The 23,976-nt window shown below is 72.7% G+C and carries 20 protein-coding genes; 13 read left to right on the forward strand and 7 right to left on the reverse strand.

What is annotated here, in order from left to right; all coding sequences use genetic code 11:
* Window positions 1-237: 237 nt before the first annotated feature.
* Both BLA60_RS35325 and BLA60_RS35330 read right to left on the reverse strand, forming a co-directional pair.
* Complete coding sequence (locus BLA60_RS35325) at window positions 238-522, reverse strand: hypothetical protein (RefSeq protein ID WP_075137421.1); 285 nt, start codon at window positions 520-522, stop codon at window positions 238-240.
* A 215-nt stretch (window positions 523-737) separates the two neighbouring features.
* Window positions 738-1,754, reverse strand: coding sequence for a zinc-dependent alcohol dehydrogenase (locus tag BLA60_RS35330; protein WP_245812363.1), 1,017 nt, complete (start codon window positions 1,752-1,754; stop codon window positions 738-740).
* A 25-nt stretch (window positions 1,755-1,779) separates the two neighbouring features.
* Between BLA60_RS35330 and BLA60_RS35335 the strand changes: the two genes are divergently transcribed.
* The 5 genes from BLA60_RS35335 to BLA60_RS35355 all read left to right on the forward strand — a co-directional run bounded on the left by BLA60_RS35335 (window position 1,780) and on the right by BLA60_RS35355 (window position 7,310).
* Window positions 1,780-3,486, forward strand: a complete 1,707-nt coding sequence (locus BLA60_RS35335; protein WP_281257507.1) for an IlvD/Edd family dehydratase — start codon at window positions 1,780-1,782, stop codon at window positions 3,484-3,486.
* A gap of 174 nt (window positions 3,487-3,660) precedes the next feature.
* Entirely contained in the window at window positions 3,661-4,107 is a 447-nt protein-coding gene (locus BLA60_RS35340; RefSeq protein ID WP_075137424.1) for a DUF6292 family protein, read from the forward strand.
* A gap of 49 nt (window positions 4,108-4,156) precedes the next feature.
* Window positions 4,157-5,386 (forward strand): sialidase family protein, encoded by a 1,230-nt coding sequence (locus BLA60_RS35345; protein ID WP_075137425.1) that lies wholly within the window; start codon window positions 4,157-4,159, stop codon window positions 5,384-5,386.
* A 64-nt stretch (window positions 5,387-5,450) separates the two neighbouring features.
* Window positions 5,451-6,224: a hypothetical protein gene (locus tag BLA60_RS35350; protein ID WP_075137426.1), complete on the forward strand. Its 774-nt coding sequence runs from the start codon at window positions 5,451-5,453 to the stop codon at window positions 6,222-6,224.
* Window positions 6,225-6,272: 48 nt separating this feature from the next.
* Window positions 6,273-7,310: a zinc-binding dehydrogenase gene (locus tag BLA60_RS35355; protein WP_075137427.1), complete on the forward strand. Its 1,038-nt coding sequence runs from the start codon at window positions 6,273-6,275 to the stop codon at window positions 7,308-7,310.
* Here the strand turns inward: BLA60_RS35355 and BLA60_RS35360 are convergent.
* Together BLA60_RS35360 and BLA60_RS35365 are read right to left on the reverse strand one after the other, a co-directional pair.
* Window positions 7,307-8,053, reverse strand: coding sequence for an isocitrate lyase/PEP mutase family protein (locus tag BLA60_RS35360; RefSeq protein WP_075137428.1), 747 nt, complete (start codon window positions 8,051-8,053; stop codon window positions 7,307-7,309). The two genes, BLA60_RS35355 and BLA60_RS35360, sit on opposite strands and share 4 nt — an antisense overlap.
* Window positions 8,050-8,526: a carboxymuconolactone decarboxylase family protein gene (locus BLA60_RS35365; RefSeq protein WP_075137429.1), complete on the reverse strand. Its 477-nt coding sequence runs from the start codon at window positions 8,524-8,526 to the stop codon at window positions 8,050-8,052. The genes BLA60_RS35360 and BLA60_RS35365 overlap by 4 nt, the downstream gene beginning before the upstream one ends.
* Before the next feature lie 47 nt (window positions 8,527-8,573).
* Here BLA60_RS35365 and pdxR point away from each other — a divergent pair, with 47 nt between their 5' ends.
* The 7 genes from pdxR (at window position 8,574) to BLA60_RS35400 (ending at window position 19,833) form a co-directional block, all read left to right on the forward strand.
* The gene (gene pdxR, locus BLA60_RS35370) at window positions 8,574-9,935 is read left to right on the forward strand and encodes a MocR-like pyridoxine biosynthesis transcription factor PdxR (RefSeq protein ID WP_075137430.1); all 1,362 of its coding nucleotides are present in this window, start codon (window positions 8,574-8,576) and stop codon (window positions 9,933-9,935) included.
* A gap of 18 nt (window positions 9,936-9,953) precedes the next feature.
* Window positions 9,954-11,462 carry a TIGR02677 family protein gene (locus tag BLA60_RS35375; RefSeq protein WP_075137431.1) on the forward strand — a complete coding sequence of 503 codons (1,509 nt, stop codon included), beginning with the start codon at window positions 9,954-9,956 and terminating at the stop codon, window positions 11,460-11,462.
* 73 nt (window positions 11,463-11,535) lie between these two features.
* Window positions 11,536-12,717 (forward strand): TIGR02678 family protein, encoded by a 1,182-nt coding sequence (locus BLA60_RS35380; RefSeq protein WP_075137432.1) that lies wholly within the window; start codon window positions 11,536-11,538, stop codon window positions 12,715-12,717.
* Window positions 12,714-16,778, forward strand: coding sequence for a TIGR02680 family protein (locus BLA60_RS35385; protein WP_075137433.1), 4,065 nt, complete (start codon window positions 12,714-12,716; stop codon window positions 16,776-16,778). The genes BLA60_RS35380 and BLA60_RS35385 overlap by 4 nt, the downstream gene beginning before the upstream one ends.
* Window positions 16,779-16,958: 180 nt before the next feature.
* Window positions 16,959-17,918 carry an AraC-like ligand-binding domain-containing protein gene (locus tag BLA60_RS35390; protein WP_162293059.1) on the forward strand — a complete coding sequence of 320 codons (960 nt, stop codon included), beginning with the start codon at window positions 16,959-16,961 and terminating at the stop codon, window positions 17,916-17,918.
* 169 nt (window positions 17,919-18,087) lie between these two features.
* A complete protein-coding gene (locus tag BLA60_RS35395; RefSeq protein WP_162293060.1) occupies window positions 18,088-18,603 on the forward strand; it encodes an RICIN domain-containing protein in 516 nt (171 codons plus the stop codon).
* 123 nt (window positions 18,604-18,726) lie between these two features.
* A complete protein-coding gene (locus BLA60_RS35400) occupies window positions 18,727-19,833 on the forward strand; it encodes a serine hydrolase domain-containing protein (RefSeq protein ID WP_075137435.1) in 1,107 nt (368 codons plus the stop codon).
* Between the two features lie 50 nt (window positions 19,834-19,883).
* On the opposite strand, the gene BLA60_RS35405 is transcribed toward BLA60_RS35400, so the two are convergent.
* The 3 genes from BLA60_RS35405 to BLA60_RS35415 are packed head-to-tail and all read right to left on the reverse strand — an operon-like array spanning window position 19,884 to window position 22,857.
* The gene (locus BLA60_RS35405; protein WP_075137436.1) at window positions 19,884-21,197 is read right to left on the reverse strand and encodes an ABC transporter permease; all 1,314 of its coding nucleotides are present in this window, start codon (window positions 21,195-21,197) and stop codon (window positions 19,884-19,886) included.
* A complete protein-coding gene (locus BLA60_RS35410; RefSeq protein WP_075137437.1) occupies window positions 21,194-21,865 on the reverse strand; it encodes an ABC transporter ATP-binding protein in 672 nt (223 codons plus the stop codon). Before BLA60_RS35410 ends, BLA60_RS35405 begins: the two co-directional genes overlap by 4 nt.
* The gene (locus tag BLA60_RS35415) at window positions 21,862-22,857 is read right to left on the reverse strand and encodes an efflux RND transporter periplasmic adaptor subunit (RefSeq protein WP_075137438.1); all 996 of its coding nucleotides are present in this window, start codon (window positions 22,855-22,857) and stop codon (window positions 21,862-21,864) included. The genes BLA60_RS35410 and BLA60_RS35415 overlap by 4 nt, the downstream gene beginning before the upstream one ends.
* Before the next feature lie 176 nt (window positions 22,858-23,033).
* Here BLA60_RS35415 and BLA60_RS35420 point away from each other — a divergent pair, with 176 nt between their 5' ends.
* Complete coding sequence (locus BLA60_RS35420) at window positions 23,034-23,969, forward strand: hypothetical protein (protein WP_245812365.1); 936 nt, start codon at window positions 23,034-23,036, stop codon at window positions 23,967-23,969.
* Window positions 23,970-23,976: the final 7 nt, after the last annotated feature.

Raw genomic sequence — 23,976 nt, forward strand, 5'->3', positions numbered from 1 at the left:
TGGCACGCAACCCCACCCGACCACTCACCCTCCTCGGCATCCCCACCTAACAAACCAACGACTTTGCCGACCCCCTGGCCCACTCCGGGGGCACCCCTCAGCGCCATTCTATCCGAGGGTGGCTGGGAAAAGGGGGGTCGGCGGGGGGCTGTGGACAACTTGGGGGTGTGGTTGGAAGCGAAAGAAAACTCGGGGGGTCTGCCGCCGTTGGCAGACCCCCCGAGTCGACAACCTGGGTCAGGGCAACAGATCCGCCCGGACCAGACGCAGTTCGGCGGCCGCGCGTTCGAACAGTCCTGCCCGCAGTTGCGCGGCGGCCAACCGTACCGCCGCGGCCTGTTCGCGGATTCGCGAGATGTCGCCGCAGGTGGCGCAGCGAACCAGGGCTGTCATGAGGTCTTCGGCGGCCAGGTCCCCGTCCGCGTCCGGTTGGCCGATTCTGGGCAGTACGCCGTCGATGCCGACCAGGAGGTCGTGGCCGGCTCTGGGACGAATGTCCGGAACCGCGTCCTTGATTGCCATGATCCAAGCCTCTCCGTTGAAGCGTCGATCGATAGCGGCGGAGTGCCTCCACAGTGGATCACCAAAACGCCACTCGGTGAACAGCGCCCCATCGAGTGATGATCACCGGAGGCCCAGCGGATGAACCCTTCTCCGGGGGCCCGGGAATGGCTCTCGTTAGGGTGCCGGTTCGCTCTGTCGGGGCGGTGAGGGTCACGCTGTGCACGCGACGCTGGTCAGCGGCGGGGATCCACCTGGACCTTGGGGGCCGGGCCGTACCGCCCGGTGCCAGCCAGAACATCGGCGACGTCGGCCAGGCCGACGGTCGCGGCGACCAGGGGGCGGGGGTCGATGGTGGCGAAGCTCTCGATCGCGCCGGTCAGGCCGCCGGAGCCGCTGAGCACACCGACGGCGGTGACGTCCCGGAAGACCAGCTGGCGGCTGTCGATCAGGCTCGGCTCGCCGGAGAGGCCGATGAACACGACCCGACGCCCTGGCTCGACCAGTTCCACGGCCCTGGCGGGCACCGACGCGGCGCCGGAGGCGTCGATCACGGCGTCGAACAGGCCTTCGGGCGGCGCGCTGGTGGCGGCGAGCCCCAGTGACCGGGCGAACGCGAGGGACGGCTCGTCGACGCCGAGGACGTGCACGTCGACGCCGTCGGCGGTGGCGAGCATGGCGCACAGCAGGCCGATCGTGCCGGGGCCGATGACCAGCAGGCGTCCGGTGACGGCGGCGGCCCGGACGGCACGCACCGCGTTGGCCGCCGGCTCCACCAGCGCCCCGGCCACGAAGTCCACAGTGGACGGAAGGGGGTGCAGGGCGCGCACCGGGACCGGCAGGTACTCCGCCAGCGCACCCGGCCAGCCGTTGCGGATACCGATCTCGTACCGGTCGGCGCACAGGTGCTGCCTTCCGCCGACGCAGCGCGCGCAGTGACCGCAGCCGAGCATCGTGTCGCCGGTGACCCGGCGGCCACGCCACGTCTCGTCGACGCCGGGGCCGACGGCCGACACCACACCGGACCACTCGTGGCCGATCCGCATCGGGTACGCGGCCTGGCCGGTGTGCAGGTAGGACATCTCGCCGGTGAAGATCTCCGCGTCCGTGCCGCACACCCCGGCCCGCTCGACCGCGACCACGACCTCCCCCGGCCCGGCCACCGGCACCGGCACCCGGACCACCCCGGCCCGTGCGGGACCCGTCACGACGAAGGCTCGCATGGTCGCGGCGGAGGTAGCGTTGCCCATCATTTCCGGATCCTAGATCGGAGGGCCCGTGCGCAGTTCCGCCTGGTACAGCGGCGACGACCGCAACGCCTACATCCACCGCGCCTGGATGCGCCGCGGCGTGCCCGGCGACGCCTTCACCGGCCGCCCGCAGATCGCCATCGCCAACACCGCCTCCGACCTCACCCCGTGCAACGCGCACCTCAACGAGGTCGCCGACAGCGTGCGGCACGGCGTCTGGGAGGCCGGCGGCGTGCCGCTGAACCTGCCGGTCGTCTCCCTCGGTGAGACCAACGTCCGGCCGACCGCCATGTTATGGCGCAACCTCGCCGCGATGGCCACCGAGGAACTGTTACGCGCCAACCCGATCGACGGCGTCGTGCTGCTCGGCGGCTGCGACAAGACGATCCCCGCCCTGCTGATGGCCGCCGCCTCGGTCGACCTGCCGGCGCTGGTCGTGCCCGGCGGGCCGATGCTCACCGGCACGTTCCGGGGCACGCCGCTGGGCTGCGGCACCGACGTGTGGCGCCTGTCGGAGGAGGTCCGCGCCGGCACGCTGTCCCGCGAGGCGTTCCTGGAGTCCGAGTCCTCCATGATCCGCAGCCGGGGCCACTGCAACACCATGGGCACCGCCTCCACGATGGGGCTGCTCGCCGAGGCCCTCGGCACGACCCTGCCCGGTCTGGCCGGCATCCCGGCCGCCGACAGCCGCCTGCTCGCCAAGGCCCACGAGTCCGGCCGCACGATCGTCGAGATGGTCGCCGCCGGGCGCCGGCCAAGCCAGGTTCTCACGCCGGCCTCGTTCCACAACGCGATCGTCACGCTGGCCGCGATCGGCGGCTCCACCAACGCCGTCGTGCACCTGCTGGCGATCGCCGGGCGGCTCGGGATTCCGTTGACGCTGGCCGACTTCGACCGGATCGGCGCCGGGGTGCCGCTGCTGGTCGACCTGCAACCGGCCGGCCGGTTCCTGATGGAGGACCTGCACCGCGCCGGCGGCCTGCACGCCGTGCTCGCCCAGGTCCTGGACCTGCTCGCCCCTGAGGCGATCACGGTCACCGGCCGGCCGCTGGTCGAGGGCGTCGACGGCACGCCGATCTGGGACGGTGAGGTCATCCGCACCCGGTCGGACCCGCTGCGCCAGGACGCGGGCATCGCCGTGCTGCGCGGGAACCTGGCGCCCGACGGCGCGATCGTCAAGCCGGCCGCCGCGTCCCCGGAACTGCTCACCCACCGTGGCCGGGCGGTGGTGTTCGACTCGGTGGAGGACCTGCACGCCCGCATCGACGACGAGGACCTGGACGTGGACGCCGACTCGGTGCTGGTGCTGCGCGGCTGCGGCCCCCGGGGCTATCCGGGCATGCCGGAGGTCGCGAACCTGCCGCTGCCGGCCAAGCTGCTGCGCGCCGGGGTGCGCGACATGGTCCGGGTGTGCGACGGGCGGATGAGCGGCACGGCCTACGGCACGGTCGTGCTGCACGTCGCACCGGAGGCGGCGGCCGGCGGGCCGCTGGCGCGGGTGCGCAGCGGTGACTGGATCAGCCTGGACGTGCCGGGGCGGCGGCTGGACGTGGAGGTGCCGGCCGAGGAACTGGCCGCGCGCGAGCCGGCGCCGGCGATGACCGAGGGCCTCGCCAGTCCCCGGCGCGGGTGGGAGCAGCTGTACGTGCGGACGGTCCGGGGCGCGGACACCGGCGCGGACCTGGACTTCCTGGTCGGGTCGAGCGGGCACGCCGTGGCCAGGGAGTCGCACTGAGCGCCGGCGCACTGAGCACCGGGTAGCCGTCACCGAGAGCCAGGTTTCTGGCCGGTCGCGTGACCTGTTACGGGCTGGAATCCGTCCGATGTGGTGGTTTCCTGCGGAGGTTTAGGTCCGGGTACTCGTGGGCGGCCCCGTTCGGGGCCGGTTGACACGAATGGAGATCACCCCATGGAGCTGGACCCTCGGAGCCGCACCACGCGTGCCCTGCGCCGGTACACCGGCCTGGTCAGCGAGGCGCTCGGCCTGACCGGGGACACCTTCTGGGTGCACACAGAGTCACCGACCACGGGCTACATCCCGTTGGACGACCGCGCGCCCGGCTTCCCCAGTCGAGATCTCGCGTTGCTGTGGGACGAACGCCACGGCTGGTCCGCCGCGATCGAGACGGCCTCCGGTGAGGACCTGATCGTCGTCTCCTATCTCGGCAAGGACATTCTTCCGCCGCCACCCACGGTCGCCAGGTTCGCCATCGACCTGGTCGCCGGCCGGGGGACGGGTCAGCCCGATCCCCCGGGATTCCGCGAGGTGGACGACCTGGACGACCTGGTGGACCGGATCGCGCGGTACGCGCCGTCCTGGCTCACCACCCCCACGAAGGGTTACCAAGTCACCTAAAACCCGGTAGGTTCGCAATCGGTTTTCCTCGGCTGGAAGCGAGTGTGCCGTGCGCCGGTTGCGAACCCTCGGGCTCCTCATCGGACTGACCATCGCGACCGGTGTCGCGGGAACCGTCGCCCCGCCAGCCGTCGCGGCGGCCCAGTCGCACTCCGAGAAGATCATCTTCGACGGTGGCGGCAGCGAGGAGCTCAACGGCCTGCGCTACCACTCCTACCGGATCCCGTCGCTGGTCCGCACCACCGACGACACGCTGATCGCGTTCGTCGAGGGCCGCGCGGCCAACAACGCCGACTTCGGCAACATCAACCTGCTGTACAAGCGGTCCACCGACAACGGCGCCACCTGGTCGCGGCTCTCGGAGGTGATCGGCTCCGGCCAGGGCACCTGGGGCAACCCGACCTCGGTCGTCGACCGGACCACCGGGCGGATCTGGCTGTTCATGAACCACCAGCCGCCCGGCTCGGGCACGGTGAACTCGTGGGACGACCGCCAGGTCTGGGTGTCCTCCAGCGCCGACGACGGCGTGAGCTGGACGGCACCGGTGAACCTGTCGGCCACCCTCAAGCCGCGCACGCTGGCCAACGGGTCGAGCTGGAACTGGGACGCCGTCGGCCCCGGCGTCGGCATCCAGACCACCTACCGCAACCCTGGCCGGTTGGTGATTCCCGCCCAACACCGCACCATCTACAGCGACGACCACGGCACCACCTGGAAGGTGGCGCCGCTGCGCACCACGGCCGGCGCGGCCATGGAACAGACCGGCGAGTCGACCGTGCTGGAACTGGCCGACGGCGCCCTCTACCGCAACGACCGGGCCACCACCCCGGTGTGGGAGAACGGAAAGCGCCGCTGGGTCGCGCGCGGCACCATCGAGGGCGGCTTCACCCCGTTCGCCCCGGCCAGCTGCCTGCTCGACCCGAAGAACGAGGCGGCCACCATGCGCTACAACGCCGACGCCCCCGCGCGGCTGGCGTTCGTCAACTCCGCCAGCACCGAGACCCGGACGAAGATGCGGATCCGGCTGAGCGAGGACGAGGGCCGCACCTGGAGCTACAGCCGGCCCTTCGCCGACGCCCCACTGCCGCTGGAGGGCGGCGGCTACCGCGAGGGCGGCTACGCCAGCATCGCCAAGACCGCCGACTACCACGTCGGCGCCCTGGTCGAGGTGAACGAGAACACCGGGTCCAACTCGACCTCGCACCGCTCGATCGCCTTCCGCAAGGTCAACCTGCCGTGGATCCAGGGCGGTGTGCGGGAACCCGGCTGCGCCGGCTGAGGCGCGGTTGTTCGCCATGGCTTAATGTGCTCGCCACCAGTCGTTCGAGCATGGGGGTGGGCCAGTGGTTGCCGGCATCGAGGACATTCACAGACCCGAGGCGGCCCCCGGGCCGGTCGAGCGGGCGGTGAGCCTGCGCAAGCTGGGCTGGTGGGTGCTCGGCGTGAGCGTGCTGCTCAACGTGCTGAGCATGGCGATCCCCGCGCTCATCGACCATCCGCTGACCACCGAACGCGGCGAGATCCGGGTCTACTTCGACGTGTTCTCCGAGGGCAACCTGCCGACCTGGTGGAGCGTCGCGCTGCTGGTGCTGGCGGCGGTGAGCCACGCCGTGGTCGGCGCGCTGGCGGTGGCGGCCCGCACGCGCGGCGCGTGGGCGTGGTTCGTCAGCGCCGCGGTGCTCGGCGCGCTGTCGCTGGACGACCACACCTCGCTGCACGAACGCCTGGAGCGCATCGGCAAGAGCTGGGTGAGCTTCGAACGCTTCCCCGGCTACTGGCTGGTGCCCGGGATCATCGCCGGCCTGGTGATCGCGGTGGCCATGGGGCTGCTGGCGTGGCGGCTGTCCGGGCTGACCCGCTGGTGCATGATCGGCGGGCTGGCGCTGCTGCTCGGCTCGGCGATGGGCATGGAGATGGTGCAGGGCCTGCTGGTCGCCGCCGGCGAGAGCGGCCCAGTCTACGTGCTCGTGCTGCACGCCGAGGAACTCGGTGAGAACCTCGGTGTGCTGCTGATGATCACGGCGGCCGTCCGGTCGGTGACCATCACCCTGCGGGCGGGGCAGGTGGGGATCCGCCACGGGCGCACGGAACCGACGATGATCACCGAAGAACGATGATCACCGAACAGCACTGACGAGCACGCACGATCGCTGGAGGACGCCACGATGCTGGCCGGACGGTTGGAGATCGCGACCAGGAAGTTCGCCGTGCGCGAGGTACCGGTGCCCGAGCCCGGTCCCGGCCAGGTCCGGATCCGGGTCCGCGCGGCCGGGGTGTGCCTGTCGGACGTGCACCTGATCGACGGCAGCCTCAGCCCGCTGTTCCTCGACGCCCCCGAGGTCACCCTCGGTCACGAGGTGGCCGGTGAGATCGACCTCCTGGGGCCCGGTGTCGAGGGCTGGCAGCCGGGCGACCGGGTCCTGTTGCAGGCCGGCGAACGCTGTGGCGTCTGCCAGAACTGCCGGCGTTTCCGCGACCCGTGCCTTGCCGTGCGTACCCGCGGCGTCGACTACGACGGCGGCTGGGCCGAGTACGCCCTGGCCAGCCAGCACACCCTGGTGGCCATCCCCGACGGGTTGCCGTACGACCAGGCGGCGATCGTGCCGGACGCGGTGTCCACGCCCTGGGGCGCGGTCACCGAGACCGCCCAGACAGCCCCGGCCCGGGCGGCCGGCGTGTGGGGAGCCGGCGGCCTCGGTGCTCACGCCGTGCAGTTGCTTCGCCTGGTCGGGGCAGCCCCGATCGTGGCCGTCGATCCGTTGCCCGCTGCCCGTGACCGGGCGCTGGAGTTCGGTGCCGACGCCGCGTTCGACTCCGCCGACCCGGAGCTGCGGTCGAAGGTGCTGGCGCTGACCGGCGGCGGCCTGGACGTGGCGTTCGACATGGCCGGCGTGGCCCAGGTCCGCGACCAGGCGGTGCGCTGCCTCGGCCTGGGCGGGCGGCTGGTGCTGGTCGGCCTGACCCCCGACCCGCTGACCATCGAGAACAGCATTCCGCTGAGTTTCCGTGGCCAGCGGATCATCGGCCACTACGGCTCGTCGCCGCGCGCGGTGGAGCAACTGGTCGACCTGACCCGCTACGGGCGCCTGGACCTGTCCCGCTCGATCTCGGGGACCTACCCGCTGGCCGACGCCGCGCAGGCCGTCGCCCAGCTCCAGGCCAAGCGGGACAACCCGATCCGGTTGATCCTGCGGCCGTTCTAGTAGGGAGTCGTGCCCTGCGCCAGGTCGGCCAGCGTCCTGTCCAGCTGGCTCTGGCCGAGCCGGAACAGGCCTGGCCCGAAGGAGACCCGGGCGACACCGGCGGCGCGCAACACCTCCAGCGACAGACCGCCGGGCATGTAGACGGCGTTGACCGGGGCCGGGCGGACGGCCTCGACGAACTCGCCGAGCAGCTCCTGGTCGGCCAGCAGGATCGGGTAGACGCAGTCGGCACCGGCGTCGAGATAGGCGCGGGCGCGGGCGATCGCGTCGGGCAGCACCGCGCGCGGGTCCGACGCGCCGATGAACGAGTCGACCCTGGCGTTGATCACCAGGTCGGTCGCGGCACGCAGGGCGGCGAGGTACCCGGCCTGCTCGGCGGTGTCGACCAGGCCGGTGCCCGCGTGGTCGGTGTCCTCGAGGTTGACGCCGGCGACGCCGACCGCGGCCAGCCGCTCGGCCAGTTCCCCGGCGGGCAGGCCGTAGCCGGCCTCGATGTCGGCGGTGACCGGGACGTCGACCACGCGGACCATCCTGGCGATCGCGGCGAACATCTCCTCCGCCGGGGCCCCCTGGTGGTCGGGGTAGCCCAGGACGTCGGCCACGGCGGCCGAACCCGTTGCCACGACAGGAAAACCGGCCTTGACGACGGCCTTGGCGCTGGCCGCGTCCCAGGCGTTGGGCAGGATCAGCGGGTCGCCCGGCACGTGCAGCGAGCGCAGGCGGGCCACGGTCTCGGCGGTCATCGGGCCGACCCCGGCAGCTCGGGCCGGCCGGGGATCGCCAGCCGGTTCCACGAGTTGATCGTGACGATCACCCAGTGCACGGCCGCGTACTGGGCCTCGGTGAACGCCCCCATGGCCCGCTCGTACACCTCGTCGGACACGCCGTGGGTGTCGGTGAGGGCGGTCATCGCTTCGGTCAGGTCCAGCGCGGCGCGTTCCTGCTCGGAGTACAGGTCGGTCTCCCGCCAGGCCTCCAGGACGAAGATCCGGCGCGGGTCCTCGCCGGCCTTGAGCGCCTCGGCGCTGTGCATGTCGAGGCAGAACGCGCACCCGTTGAGCTGGGAGGCCCGCAGCTTCACCAGCTTGACCAGCAGGCGGTCAAGGCCGGCGTCGGTCGCGGCCTTCTCGACCACGGCCGCCAGGGACAGCATCGCCTGGTAGGCGGCCGGAACGGCCGGCCCGGGTTGGATACGCGTCAGTGTCGCGGATGTCATGTGATCGACGCTAGCGCCAAACCTGTCCACGGGTATGGTCCAGTGGCGTGACGGATTCGTGGTCCAGTTCGCTCGACGCGCACCTCGGGTGGACCCCGGGGTCCGGGCGCGCGGGCCTGGCCTCGGCGATCCGGGCGGCCATCCGCGACGGGCGGTGGAAGGCCGGCGAGATGGTGCCCTCGACCCGCGCGCTGGCCCGCGACCTGGGGATCGCCAGGGGCACGGTGACCAGGGTGTACGCCGACCTGGCCGCCGAGGGGTACCTGTCGACCAGCCAGGGCGCGCCGACCAGGGTGGCCACGGCCGGTGTCTCACCGCTGTCCGCGCCGCCGCTGTCCGCGCACGCGCCGCCCTACCGCTGGACGCTGGCGCCGGGACGGCCCGACCCGTCACTGTTCCCGCGTGGGGCCTGGCTCGCGGCCACCCGGCGGGTGATGCAACACGCCCCGAACGACGTCTTCAACTACGGAGAGCCACAGGGCTCGTCGGTGCTGCGGGCCACCCTGAGCGCCTACGTCGGCCGCACCAGGGGGGTGCTGGCCGACCCGGCGCGGATCGTCGTGTGTGCCGGCTTCAGCCACGGGATCAGCCTGCTCGGCCACGCGCTGCGCTCGGTCGGAATCACCACGACCGCCTTCGAGGACCCGTCGATGGACCGCTTCCGCGACATCATGTCGCAAGCGGGCCAACGGATCACCGGCGTCCGGGTCGACTCGCGAGGCATTGTCGTGTCCGAACTGGACAGTCCGGCGGTGGTGGTCACACCGGCCCACCAGTTCCCCGTCGGCGACACGCTGGCCCCCGCCCGGCGCACCGCGCTGGTCGACTCCGGCGCCGTGGTGATCGAGGACGACTACGACGGGGAGTTCCGCTACGACCGCCAGCAGGTCGGCGCCCTCCAGGCCCTCGACCCCGAACGGGTGGTTTATGCGGGCACGGTCAGCAAGACCCTGTCGCCGTCGCTGCGGCTGGCCTGGCTGGTCCTGCCCCGGTTCCTGGTCGACCCGGTGCTGGCCGCGCTGGAAACCACCGGCACCTACCCGCCGACGCTGCCGCAGCTGGTGCTGGCCGACCTGATCAGCTCCGGCGCCTACGACCGGCACGTGCGCCGCGCCCGCCTGGAGTACCGCTCCCGCCGGGACCGCCTGGTCATCGCCCTGCCGGAGCGGCTGCGCCCGCGCGGCATCTCCGCCGGGCTGCACCTGGTGGTCGGCCTGGACCGGGCGGCCGAGGAGCGGGTGCCCGAGCTCGCCCGCCGGCACTCGCTGGACATCGCCCGGCTCAGCCCGCTGTGGCTGCGCGACGACGACGCGCCCGGCGGGCTGGTCATCGGCTACGGCGCGTCCACCGGCAACGCCTTCGGCGGAGCGCTGTCGGCCCTGTCGTCGCTGCTGGCCGACCTGGCCTGACCGGTAGGGTGGCGTTCCATGTCGGCCACGGACGAGGCGCGTCGGCTCAAGCTGTACGCCTACCTGGACGCGCGGGAGCACCGCCGTACCTACCTGGCGATCATGCGGTTGTTCGCCTCGACGCTGCTCGCCGACCTGTCGGCCGGTGAGGTCACCGCCGCGCTGGCCCGCGCCGAGCGCCTCGGCGAGATCCCGCCGGGCGAGGCGCGGGTGGAGACGGTGATCGTGCGGCTCAAGCAGCTCGTCGAGTGGGGCAACCTGGTCGCCGGGCGGCGTGAGGTGGTGGCCGCGAGCATCGCCGAGTTCCAGCACGGCAGCGTGCGGTACCAGGTCAGCAAGCTCGGGGTGCGGGTGCAGCGCGCGGCCGACGAGCTGCTGGCCACCGCCGAGGGCGCGCGCGAGGTGTCCCGCGAGCTGCTGCCGGCGATCGTCAACGGCCTCGACGAGCTGCTGCGCCGGCTGCGGCTGGCCGGAACCGAGCAGGGCGGCCGGCGGGCGACCGAACGGCTCGCCGAACAGGTCACCACGCTGTTCCTGCAACACGGCGAGCTGGCGGCGACCGTGCGCGACTTCTACGCCTACCTTGGCCAGGTCGTCACCCGCTACCACCTGATGGCCGAGGAGATCTCCGGGTTCCGCAACCTGCTGGTGGAGTACATCCAGAAGGTCGTCGAGGACGTGCTGCGCTACACGCCGACGATCGCCGAGATCCTCACCAGGCACGAGTTCGCCGGCGCGGTGACCGAGCTGCTGCGCATCCTGACGCCGGAGTCGCTCGGCGCGGACATCGAACGCGCGCGCGGGCGCCGCGCCGAGGACTGGGTGGAGCTGACCGACTGGTTCGTCGACCGCCCCGGCCGCCCCAGCCAGGTCACCGCGCTGCGCGAGGCCACCGCCCGCGCCATCGGCACCCTGCTGGCGACGGTGAAACGCGCGACCTCCGGCGGCGGCCCCGAACCCGGCCGCCGCGCCGAACTGCTGACGCTCGCCAAGTGGTTCGACGAGTCCACCCCCGACCAGGCGCACACCCTCGCCGCCGCGGCCTTCGGCCTCTACTCCGCCCGCAACCTGCTGCCCGCCCCCGAACACGACGGCGGCGACGACGAGCGCACCCCGTGGGCCGACGGCCCGGTGATCGACGTGACGGTCAGCGTGCGCGGCCGGGGCGACCGGGGCGCGCGCGGACGCACCTCCCGCATCCTCGACGACCCGCTCGGCCGCGAACAGCTGCTGGCCCAGGCCCGCCACGCCGACGCCCGCCACGCCGACGCCCTCGCCGAACTCGCCGCCGCCCGGGGCCGCCTCGACCGGGTGACCCTGTCCCCCGACGCCCTGGGCACCCTCTGTGGACTGCTCACCGACGCCATGGCCCAGCGCGAACGCACCACCGACCCGGGCGAGGCCGGCGACCCGGTCGGCGGACTGCGCCTGACCGTGCGCCCCGAACCCGGCCACACCCAGACCATCCACACCACCGCCGGCACCCTGCACCTCGCCGACACCACGGTCGAGGTGAGCGCACGGTGAGCGGCCAGGGACTCCTGCGGAGCGGGCCACCGCGACACCGGCACGTCGAGGCTTCCGTTGGCGGGGTGGCGCGGTGAGTGCCGATGCCCTGGACCAGTTGGGGGAGATCGACCAGGCGGACGTCGTGCGGTGTGCGCGGGTGTTGTTGCGGCGGCCGTTGCTGCGGGTGGGTGGTCAGGACGGTGAGCTGCTTCCGCTGGTCCACCGCCACCGGGCCGTGCTGATCGACCTGTTCGCCGGGCTGTTGGGGTACCGGCTGGTGGTGGAGCGGCGCTTCGCCCGTCTCTACAAGACCGGGCCGGGCCAGGACCCCACGCGGGGCGAGCCCACGCTGACCCCGCGCGGGTACGCCTACCTGGCGCTCGCCCTGGCCGCGTTGACCACCGTCGGCCAGCAGACGTTGTTGTCGCGGCTGGTGACCGACATCCGCGCCGCCGGGACGCAGGCCGGGGTGGCGGTCAGCGACGACCTGTCCGACCTGCGGGCCATCGCGTCCGCGCTGCGGCACCTGGTGGCCATCGGGGTGTTGACCGAGACCGAGGGGACCGTGTCGACCGAGTCGAGCGCCGAGGCGTTGCTGACCGTGGACACCACGCTGCTCGGCCAGCTCGTCGCGGGCCCGATCGGCACGGCGACCACCGCCACCGAGCTGGTCGGGCTGGCGGCCCGGCCGGGGCCGCGCGGGGTCGAGCACGTGGTGCGCCGGCGGCTGGTGGAGAACCCGGTCACCCACTACGCCGACCTCACCGACGAGCAGGCCGCGTGGCTGCGGCGCCGCGCCCGCGCCGAGGCGCGGCTGCTGGAACGCTGCTTCGGGCTGGTCACCGAGACCCGGCTGGAGGGCGTGGCGGTCACCGACCCGCAGGACTACCTGACCGACCTGTCCTTCCCCGGGCAGTCGACGGTCGCGCGGATCGCGCTGCTGGCCCTGCCGGAGCTGCTGTCGGGCCAGGCCGACGAGCGGGGCTGGGTGGCGGTGACCGTGGAGCGGGTCGCGGCCGTGTGCGCCGAGCTGTTCGAGGCCTACCCGGCGGCGTGGTCCAAGCAGACCAGCGTGCCGAGGCTGGTCGACGACGTGCTGCACCTGCTGGCCGCGCTGGGGCTGGCCAGGCGCGGCGAGGACGGCTGGCTGCTCAGCCCGGCCGCGCACCGCTGGCAGCCGTCGGCCGACGCGACGCCCCGGCAGGGTGAGCCGGAGGAGGCGCCGGAGCCGGTGGAGCGCTGGTCACTGTTCGACGAGGGGGTTCCCACATGAGATGGCAGCTGCACCGGGGTGGGATCGTCAACATCTGGCAGTACTCGGTCGAGGTGTTCGACCTGTCGGGTGGGCGCGCGATCTTCCAGGGCACCAACGGTTCCGGCAAGTCGCGCACGCTGGAGCTGCTGGCGCCGCTGTGTCTGGACGGGGACCTGCACCACATCGGCTCCAAGGGCTACGACACGGTCAGCATGCGCCGGCTGATGCTCGACGACTACGCCGGCGGCCCCAACCGCATCGGCTACGCGTGGATCGAGCTGCGGCGCGAGGTCGACGGCGTCGCCGAGTACCTGACCAGCGGCATCGGGGTGAAGGCCTCGGCGACCTCCCAGCAGATCAACGACTCGTGGCGGTTCGTCACCGACCGCCGGGTCGGGCACGACTTCGAGCTGGTGTTCGACGGCACCCCGGTCTCCGCGACCGCGCTGCGCGAGCTGATCGGCGCCGACTGTCTGCACGACGAGGAACCGTTCCGCGCCAGGATCTCCGAGCTGGTGTACGGGATCCCGGCCGCCCGCTACGCCGACCTGCTGCACCTGCAACGCACCCTGCGCAACCCCGACGTCGGCCTGAAGGTCCTGGAGGGGCAGCTGGAGCAGATCCTGTCCGACTCGCTGCCGCCGCTGGACCCGTCGGTGGTCGAGCAGCTGGCCCGCTCGTTCGAGGACCTGGAGTCCATTCGGGACAACATCCGGGGTCTCGCGTCGGCCGACGCCGCCCTGCGCCGGTTCCTCACCGGTTACGCCGGTTACGCCTACGGGTCGCTGCGCACCACCGGGCGCCGTAGTGCCGACGCGACCCGGGAGCTGGCCTCGGCCAGGGCCGAGATCGCCAAGCTGGTCACCCGGCTGCGTGACGACGAGGCGGCGGCCGAGAAGGCCGAGACCGAGGTCGCCCAGCTGGAGGAGCGGGAGACCACGCTGGAGTCGCGCATCGACGACCTGAAGTCCAGCCCGCTCTACGACAGCGTGCGCGACCTGGCCGACCGCAAGCGGGTCGTGTCGGCCGCGCGGCAGGCGGCGGTCAGCGCCCTGCGCCAGTTGCGCACCCAGCGCGAGCACACCGGGCAGCTGGTCGACTCGGTGACCGCCGAGCTGGCCCGGTTCGCCGACGACACCGCCCAGGCGGTGGACCTGGCCGTGACGATCGCCGAGCGGATGCGGGCCGCCGGCCTGGATCCCCGGCTCGCGCCGAGCGTGCCGCCCGCGCCGCTGGGCGAGGCCGGCGAGGTGCACGAGACCGGCCGGGGCACGCTCGACCCGGAGGCCGCGCCGGTGGAGCTGACCCGCCGGGTGCCGCCGCCGCTGGACCCCGACGCGCTGCGCGCCGAGCTGGCGGTGGCCGCCGAGCAGGCCACGCGCGGGGCGGCCGCGCTGGCGCGGCGGTGCGCGGAGACTCTGTCGCTGCTGGAACGCGCCCGCGAGCTGGAGACCGAACGCGGCGACATCGGCCGCCGCCAGCAGGAGGCGCGGGCCGCGCAGCTCGCGGCGACCGAGGCCGCCGGGCGGCGCAACGAGGCCGCCCAGCAGCTCGACGACGTGGCGCACACCTGGTTCGACGCGGTGACCCGCTGGGCCGCGCAGGTCCCGGACTCCCCCGCCGAGCTGGCGCCACCGCCGGTGGCCGAGCTGGTGGCCGACCAGGAGGCGTCCCGCGCGGCGACCGAGCGGGCGCACGCGTGGCTGCGTGGCCAGCTGCCGGCGCTGCACGCCGAGGCCGGCCGCGGCAAGGACCTGGTCGCCGACCTGGACCGGCGGATCGCCGCCGCCACCGGCGAGCTGACCGCCCTGCGGTCCGGTGTGGACACCCAGCCCGACCGGCCGGCCTTCGCCACCGCACGGCGGGACCCGTCGGCCGGCGCGGCGTTCTACCGGCTGGTCGACTTCGTGTCCGATGTGGACGACGAGGCGCGCGCGGGCTGTGAGGCGGCGCTGGAGTCCTGCGGGCTGCTGACCGCGTGGGTGAGCTCGGACGGCACGCTGGCCGACCCGGCGCACCCCGACCTCACCGCGCTCGCCGACGGCCCGGTGCCCGACGGTCCGGCGCTGAGCGGTGTCCTGGTCGCCGCGGTGCCCCCGGACTCGCCGGTCACCCCCGAGGTGGTCGACCGGCTGCTGGCGCGGATCTCGTTGGGCGGGAACGGAACCGGCCTCGCGGTGTCGGTCGACGGGCGCTGGCGGGCCGGGGTGCTGTCCGGCGCGTCGGCCAAACCGGCGGCGGAGTTCGTCGGCGCCGGGGCGCGCGAGTCCGCGCGGCAGCGCCGCATCGGCGAGCTGACCGAGACCGTCGACCGGCTCACCGGCGAACGGGACGTGGCCGAGGCCGCGCTGGCCGCCGCCCGCGAACGGGCGGCCGCGTGGGAACGCCACGTCGACGACCACCCCGACGACCGGGCGCTGCTGACCGCGCACGTCACCCTGCGCGGCGCCGGCCAGACCGCCGACGACGCCGCCGGCCGCGCCTACGCCACCCGCGACACGCACAGCGCCGCCGCCGACCGCCACCGGTCCCGCGCCGACGAGCTGGTCGCCGACGCGCGCGCCGCCGGCCTTGACTCGTCACCGGAGTCGTTGCAGCAGGCCAGAACGGCCGCGCTGGAGGCGCGGACCGCCGCCGAGGGCCTGGTCACCGCGCTGACCCGGCGCTGCGCGGGGGCGGTGGACACGCTGGCGAAGGCGGTCGCCAACCACGCGCGGGCGGCCGAGGAGCTGGCGGAGGTGGCGGCCGGCACCGAGCGGGCGTGCCTGGACCACGCCAACGAGGCGGCCGGCTACGAGGACCGGGTGCGGGCCGTCGGCGGCGCGGCCGAGCAGCTGCAACGGGACCTGGCGGCGGCCGAGCAGGAACGCGCCGGGGTGCGTGAACGCCTGCCGGCCGCCCGGGCCAAGGCGACCGACGCGCGGGTGAAGGCCGGCAAGACCCAGACCCAGATCGACACCCGCGAGACCAGGACCACCGAGCTGGCCGAGCGTGAGGCCGTTGCCCACCAACGGTTCCAGGACGCCCTGGCGGCCGACGGGGTGTGGGCGGCGGCGGTCGCCGAGCCGGCCGAACCGCCCGCCGACCCGGCCGAGGCGTTCACCGCGCTGACCGCGACCCCGCGTGAGGTCGTCGGCGAGGACACCGTGCTGGGCACGCTTCAGGCGTTGCAGGCGGCGCTGGCCGGCAGCCACGACATCGTCGCGCAGCGCGGCGCCGACATCCTGACGGTCACGGTGACCGGCGCGCACGGCCACCAGCCGGTCGCCCAGGCCGCCCGGGACGTGGCGCAACGCCTTGCCACGCAACGGAACCTGCTGTCCGAGGAGTACCAGTCGATCTTCGACGCGTTCATGCTGCGCGACCTGGCCGACAAGCTCGCCACCCAGCTGGCGGTGGCCGACGACCTGTGCCGCCGCATGAACGACACCCTGGACGTGGCCCGCTCCAGCCAGGGCGTGCACGTCCAGCTGGAGTGGCAACCCGCCCCGGACCTCGACGAGGACATGCGCCAGGCACTGACCCTGATCCGCACCCCGTTCGCCAAACGCGGCCCCGGCGAGGACGAGCGGCTGCGCCAGGCCCTCACCGACCGGATCACCACCGAACGCGACGGCCAGTCCGGCGACTACGCGCAGGTGCTTGGTCGGGCCCTGGACTACCGCTCCTGGTACCGCTTCACCGTCCGGGTGCGCGACGACGGCCCCGACGGCGCGCCCAGGACCAGGCGCATGCGCCAGCTGTCCTCCGGTGAGACCCGCCTGATCTCCTACGTGACCCTGTTCGCCGCCGCGTCGGCGTTCTACGACGCGGTCAGCGCCGGGGCACAACGCCCGCCGGTTCGCCTGGTCCTGCTCGACGAGGCCTTCGAACGCCTCGACGAGCCGACGATCGCGCGGATGCTGGGCCTGCTGGTTGACCTGGACATGGACTGGATCATCACCTGGCCCAGCGGCTGGGGCCTGTCGGAGAAGATCCCCCGGATGCACATCTACGACGTGCTGCGTCCCAAGGGTGGCCGGGGAATCGCCTGCACCCACGCCATCTGGAGCGGCAACACCCTGGCCGAGCAAGGCTGATCGCGTCCACCGGCCGGTGGACGAACCCGTTGGCCCGTAAGGCCGATCCGGTCCGGCATGTCTTGTTCGGGCCGCCGTCGGCCTGCTTTGATGGCGGTGCGGCGGGCGGTGGTCCCGCCGTTTCGGTGCCGGCGCACCGCGGCGGCCGTTTCGTGCGGGGGGCGCGGAATGTGGCAGACGGTGTCCAACCACGATCTACCGCCGGCCGACCAGCTGCCGTTCTGGCGTGAGCTGATCGCCGACGCGCTGGCACCGCTGTCCCTCAACGAGAGCACGGGCGCGGTGGGCTTCCCCGCGTCGGCCTCGGTGCTGGACCTCGGTTCCGTGCGGGTCGGCGGGTTCACCAGCCCGCCCGTCGACCTGGACCGCACCTGGGCCGACATCCGGCGGTCCGACCCCGGCACCTACCAGTTGGCCTTCGTCACCGGGAGCGAGCTGTGGGTTTCCCAGCGGCGCCAGGACTCGGGGTTCGTCGGCGGGGACATGGTGCTGTTCGACCTGTCCTACCCGTTCGAGGGCGGGGTGCCGGACCGGGGTCCGGCGGACGTGGTCATCCTGCAGATTCCGCGGGCCGAGATGCCGCTGCACCCCGACAAGGTCCACCGCCTGCTCGCCCAACCCCTGTCGGCCAACACCGGCATGGGCGCGATCCTCGCCCAGTTCCTGCGCTCGCTGCACTCCCACGGGCCCGACTGCGACCAGCGCGACCTGGCCAGTCTGGGCACGATCGCGCTCGACCTGGCGGGCGCCTGCCTGGCCCAGCACCTCGGCTGCTACGCCGACCTGCCGGCCGAGAGCCGCCAGCAGGCGCTGCTCGCCCGCGTCAACGCCTTCATCGACCACAACATCGGTGACCCGGACCTGAAACCGGCGACCATCGCGGCCCACCACCACATCTCCCTGCGTTCGCTGCACGCGCTCCACCGGCAGCAGGGGGAGACGGTGAGCGCCTCGATCCGCCGGCGCCGCCTGGAGGGGTGCCACACCGACCTGACCGACCCCCGGCTGCGGCAGCGCTCGATCGGCGCGATCGCCGCCCGATGGGGTTTCCGGAACCTGCCGGACTTCAGCCGGGCTTTTCGCGCCGCCTACGGCCGCACGCCCAGCGAGGCCCGTCGGGCGGTCGGCCGGGACGGGTGACCGCACCAGAACCCAAGAATCGGCGCGCTCCCCGCTAACGACAGCACCGTGGGCCGGCCGGAAGCATGGTCCTGGTCAGTGATCGTCAAACCATGACGAAAGGCAGACAACGATGCGTCTTTCCCTCCGTGGAGCCAGACCCGGCCGCCGGGTGGCGATCGTTCTCGGAATGCTGTTGATGGCAACGATGATGGCCGCACCCGGCGCGGCCCAGGCGTCGACCAACGAACCCGTGCCCGTGCCCGTGGCCGCGGCGGCGGACACGCTGTTCGGCGCGAACGCCGAAGGCATTCTGGTGAACAAGTTCAGCGGCAAGTGCCTGGAAATCCTCAACTACTCCGCGGCCAACGGCGCTCCCGCCGGTCAGTGGGGCTGCTACGGCGGCGGCAACCAGCACTGGGTCATCGGCGAGTGGTCGGACGGCACGCTCGCGCTGATCAACGGCAACAGCGGCAAATGTCTGGAGATCCTCAACTACTCCGCGGCCGACGGTGCTCCCGCCGGCCAGTGGGACTGCTACGGCGGCAACAACCAGAGGTGGCTTCTCGGGCAGTGGGACGACGGCTACTTCGCGCTGATCAACGTGCACAGCGGCAAGTGCCTGGAGATCCTCAACTACTCCACCGCCGACGGGGCCCCCGTCGGTCAGTGGGGCTGCTACGGCGGCGACAACCAGAAGTGGTGACCTGCTGATCGCCGCGGGGGGTGGGGCTGGCCCCACCCCCCTTCCGGTGGCGCGCCGGATGTTCCGCACCGCCGCGTTGAAGAAAACTTCTTGCCGGATCCCCACCAGGTAAGGAGATGACGGATGCGTGCGAGGAAGACCCGGATGGTCGCGGGCTCGGTGGCGTTGGCGATCGGACTCGGGTGTGTGAGTGCCGGGACCGTGGCCGCGCAGCCACGCGACGACCACGCCGACACCCAGGCGCTCATCGACGGCTACGTCGACCGGGGCGTGCCGGGGGCGATGGTGTTCGCCAGGGACGGGCGCCGGTCGTGGTCGGTCACCAGCGGGACCAGCCGGCTCGGGGTCGACGACCCGATCCGGCCGTGGGACCGGGTGCGGGTGGCCAGCAACACCAAGATGTTCGTGTCGGTGGTGACGTTGCAGCTCGTCGGCGAGGGGAAGATCGAGCTGGACGCGCCGATCGAGCGGTACCTGCCCGGCCTGGTGTCGGGCAACGGGTACGACGGCAACCGGATCACCGTCCGGCAGCTGCTCCAGCACACCAGCGGGATGGACGACTACGTCGCGGACCTGATGGCCGACCCCGTCGGCAACAACCGGCCGTGGGCGCCGGAGGAGCTGGTGGCGCTCGGCCTGTCCCACCCGCCGCTGTTCGAGCCGGGCACCGACTGGGCCTACTCCAACACCGGCTACGTCGTGCTCGGCCTGCTGATCGAGAAGATCACCGGCAACAGCACCCGCGACGAGATCGACGACCGGATCGTCAAGCCGCACTGGCTGTTCCAGACCGAACTGCCCCGCTCCGGCGACGTGCACATCAGCGGCCCGCACGCCCACGGCTACTTCGCCTTCCCCGGCCAGCCGGTCATGGACATCACCGACTTCGAACCCAGCATGGCCAGCTTCTCCGGCAGCATGGTGTCCTCCGGGCTGGACATGACCCGGTTCGTGCGGGCGCTGGTCGAGGGCAGGGTGCTCGCGCCGGAGCTGCTCAAGGAGATGCGGGCCACCATCCCGGTGGAGTACGGCGAGTACGGCCTTGGCCTGGTCAGCTACACCACGCCCTGCGGGGAGCAGGCGTGGGGGCACAGCGGCAACATCGTCGGCTACGACTCGTTCACCGCCGCCACCGAGGACGGCCGGTCGGCCTTCGCGGTGGCCAACGGACGGGACACCGCCGGTGACGCGGTTGACCTGCGGGAGGCGGTCAACTCGGCCCTGTGCTGAGAAAGAAGGGGGAAACGGGTGGGGCCCTCGGGAGGGAGGGCCCCACCCGCTCACGCGCGCATGACCGTGGCGATCGGGATCCGCGCCGCCCGGATCGCCGGGATCAGCCCGCCGAGGATCCCAGCGACCAGCCCGGCGATCACCCCGGCCACGCCCGCCTCCCACGGGAAGGCGACGTTGGCCAGGAACGGTTCCCGGGACGCGAACAGCCGGCTGGCGGCCTCCAGGCCGACCACGCCGGCGCCGATCGCCGCCGCGGCGGTCAGCAGGCCGGTCAGCAGGGTCTCGGCCAGCACGATGCCGGCCAGCAGGAACCTCGGGGTGCCGACCGCGCGGCGCAGCGCGAACTCCTCGACCCGCTCCCCCACCGTGGCCAGCCCGACGTTGAGGATGCCGGCCACGCCGATCAGCAGCACCAACGCCGCCATGCCGAGGAAGATCCAGCGCATCAACGAGATCTGGCTGCCCATCTGTTCGAGCGAGTCGATCGTCTCGACCTGGAACTCGGTCGGGATGTCGTTGGCGGCGAAGCGCGACCTGAGGATCTGCTCCAGGTCGGTCGCGGTCGGCGAGGCCAGCAGTTCGATCCCGCCGCCGTAGTTCGGGTCGGACAGGCCGGCCGGCTCGGTCCAGTTCAGCAGTTCGTCGGCGCGCACGTAGGCCGTCGGGCCCCAGCCGCCGTCGTCGACCACGCCGACGATCAGCGGGGTCGGGTTGGCCGACGCCCCGGTGATCCGCATCTCCGCCGGCACGCTGTAGGCGGCGAACGCCTCCGCCGCGTGCTTGTTGATCACCAGCCGGGGGGCGAGCGACGGCGCCGAGTCGAAGTCGACGAACTCGCCGGACTCCAACCGGAAGGGCCGGAACTCGCGTACGTCGCCGGTGATCCCGATCAGGCTCAGCTCGACCGCCTGCCCGACCGGCTTGGGCTCGTCGTCCTGCTCGGACTGTTCGACGCAGTTGCCGTGGTCGTCGCAGACCATCTGGGGCGGGGGGCCGTAGCCGGCCTGGTCGATCGGCACGCCGCCCTCGTTGACCGGCCGCAGCCCCGGCTCGCCGATGATCGCCTGGGCACGGGTCATGGCGACCGCGTCGTCGCGGCCGGCGACCGCGTCCAGGGTGATCGCCGAGGCGCCCTGCTCGGACGGCAGGTACATCAGCAGCGTGCCGTCCTTGCCGCGCTGCAACTCCAGGTCGGCCAGCAGCGCGCGCTGCGCGATCACCGACCCGGCCTGCACGGTCACCACCGCGAGCACCCCGAGGAACAGGCTGACCATCGACAACAGCGTGCGCAGCTTGCGGGCCCGGATGCCCTGCAGGCCGATGATCAGCGAGGACCGCAGCCGCCCGGAGAGCCGGATCACGCGAGCACCCCGTCGGTCAGCCGGGCGACCCGGCTCATCTTGGCCGCGTGGTCCCGGTCGTGGGTGACCAGCACCAGCGCGCAGCCCTCGTCGGTGGTGGCGCGCAACGCCTCCACCACGAGGTTGCCGGTGTCGGTGTCCAGCGCGCCGGTCGGCTCGTCGGCCAGCAGGATCTTCGGGCGGCGGACCAGCGCGCGGGCGATCGCCACCCGCTGCTGCTCCCCGCCGGACAGGCGCGGCGGTTTGTGCCGGGCCAGGTGGCCGATCTCCAGTCGCTCCAACGCCTCCATCGCGGTGGTGCGGCGTTTGCGACGTGGCAGCCAGCCCTGGCCGTTGACCAGTGCCATCGACACGTTCTGCAGCGCGGTGAGGTGCTTGAGCAGGAAGAATCGCTGGAACACGAACCCGAACTCGGCGCTGCGCAGCGCGGCCGCCCGCCGCTCCGGGACACGGGTGATGTCCTTGCCGCCCAACAGGTACTGGCCGCCGTCAGGGCGGTCGAACAGGCCGATCAGGCTCAGCAGCGTGCTCTTGCCCGACCCGGAGCGGCCCAGCACCGCGACGCTCTCCCCCGGCTCCAGCGTCAGGTCGACCCCGGACAGGATGGTGCGCGCCTCGTCCTGGCCCCGCAACGTCTTGGTGACGCCGGTGAGCTGGATGAGGGTCACTTCTGCTCCCCCTGGGCCGGCGCGGGCGGCAGGTCGGGGCCGGGAACCGTGATGGTCTCGGTGCCGGTCAGGCCCGAGCGGATCTGCACGACCTTGCCGTCGGTGAGTCCCAGTTCGACCTCGACGATCCGGCGGCTGCCGTCGTCCTCGACGACCTCGACCTGCCCGCTGCCCTGTCCGCCGGCGACCGCCTCGACCGGGACGACGAGCGCGTCCTTGGCCTGCTGGGTGACCACGTCGAGGGTGACCGCCGCGCCGTTGATCAGCTTGACCTTGGGCGGCGCGGTGCACACCAGGCGCATCCCGGTCGGCTCCGAGCCGGTGGCGCCCGGGTCCTGCTCCTGCTCGGGCGGCGGCAACGTGGTCGGGCCGGCACCCGGATCGGGTTGTTCGCCGGCCGGTGGCTCCGGCGGGGCGGGCGGGGCGGGGACGGTGCCGGCGGGCAGGGCGGCGATCGTGCCCAGCGCCGTGCAGGGGAACGGCCCGGGGCCGTTCTTGATCTGCGCGCGCACCGAGGCCAGCCCGTCGGTGATCCGGTAGGCCTGCGAGCCGTCGATGTCGGCGACGATGCCGTAGCCGACGAGTTCGACGGTGGCCACCGGCATCCCGGCGGTGACCGTGTCCTTGTCCTCGACCAGCCGCCCGGCGAACGTGGAGCCGGCCGGTGCCTCGAACCAGTGCGGCTCGCCGTCCTTCCACACCGAGCCGACGCGGAACGCCTTGGTCGGCGGCTCGGGCTCGGCGATGCGGCTGAGGAACCGGACCTGGCCGGCGGCGGGGGCGACCAGGCCGACGACCGGGTTCATCGTCACCACGCCGTCGAGGGTGATCGAGTTGGCGAGGTCCTGGCGGCTCGGCTGGACCGTGGTCATCGCCGTGCCGCGCGGCGCGAGCTCCGGGTTCTGTGCTTCTGGCCCCGGCGACGTACAGGAACTCACGGTGACGGCGCACAGTGCCGCCACACCTAACCGGACGAGGACGCGTTTCTCCACCCCAGACCTCCGCTGATCTCTCAGGAGTTGTGTTGACCGTTAGGACGCCGGCCCCGACCAGGCGTTGCCTGTTTGCGCAGACTTCGCACAGACGGAGTCTCCTCCTGCCGAATCGGCGGTTAGTGTCGAGGTCACCGGTGCCGGCTTTCCCTTCCCTGCTGCCACGGGAGAAATGCGTGAGCACATCGAGCATTCAGTCGCGTCCGGACAAATCCGGTGTGGACCCGACGGTTCCGCCGCGGCGTTGGCTGGTCGTCGGACTGGCCTCACTGGCCGGTTTCCTGCTGACCATTCTGTGGTCGGCGAAGTTCGTCGACGGCGTGATCGGCGACAACGTGGCGAACACGCTGCTGGGCCACGACGCGGAGAACACCGAGATCACCGGGGTCGCCGCCGGGATCGCGTTCGCGTTCGTGACCGGCCTGGCCGGCACGTTCACCGCGTGCAACATCGCCGTGTTCGGCACGATGGCGCCGATCCTGGGCAGGGCACCGGGGTGGCGCGACCGCACGCGGGCGACGATGGGGCCGCTGCTGTGGCTGACCGTCGGGCTGGTGACGGTCTCGGCGGTCTACGGCGCGATCGTCGGGTTCGTCGGGACCTCGATGCCGCAGTTCTCCACCGCGCAGAACGTGCCGGGTGAGCTGTCGGCGCGCAGCGTCCAGTCGATGATCGTGTTCGGGCTGATCGGGCTGGCGATGCTCTACCTGGGTCTGGCGGCGCTCAAGATCGTGCCCGACCCGTTCGACGGGCGGGACCGGGCGCGGATGATCTTCCTGGGCGTGCTGGTCGGCGGTTTCCTGATCGGCCGGCCGTTCCCGCTGTTCCGGCACATGTTCCGCGACGCCGCCGAGCGCGGTGACCCGCTGTACGGGGCGGGCGCGTTCGTCCTCCAGTCGGTGGGCAACGTGGTGGTGATGGCGCTGCTGCTGGTGCTGGTCGCCGCGGTGTTCGGCGGCCGGATCGCCCGCTGGCTGGGGGCGCGGCCGCATCGCGCGGTGGTGCTGACCGCCGCCGGGCTGATCGTCGCCGGGGTGTTCACGTTCCTGTACTGGGACGTGCGGCTGCTGGCCAACCGCGACCTCATCTGGTATCCGAGGCTGTGGCGCTGAGCGACAC

The organism is Actinophytocola xinjiangensis (assembly GCF_001921215.1).
Classification (GTDB): Bacteria; Actinomycetota; Actinomycetes; order Mycobacteriales; family Pseudonocardiaceae; genus Actinophytocola; species Actinophytocola xinjiangensis.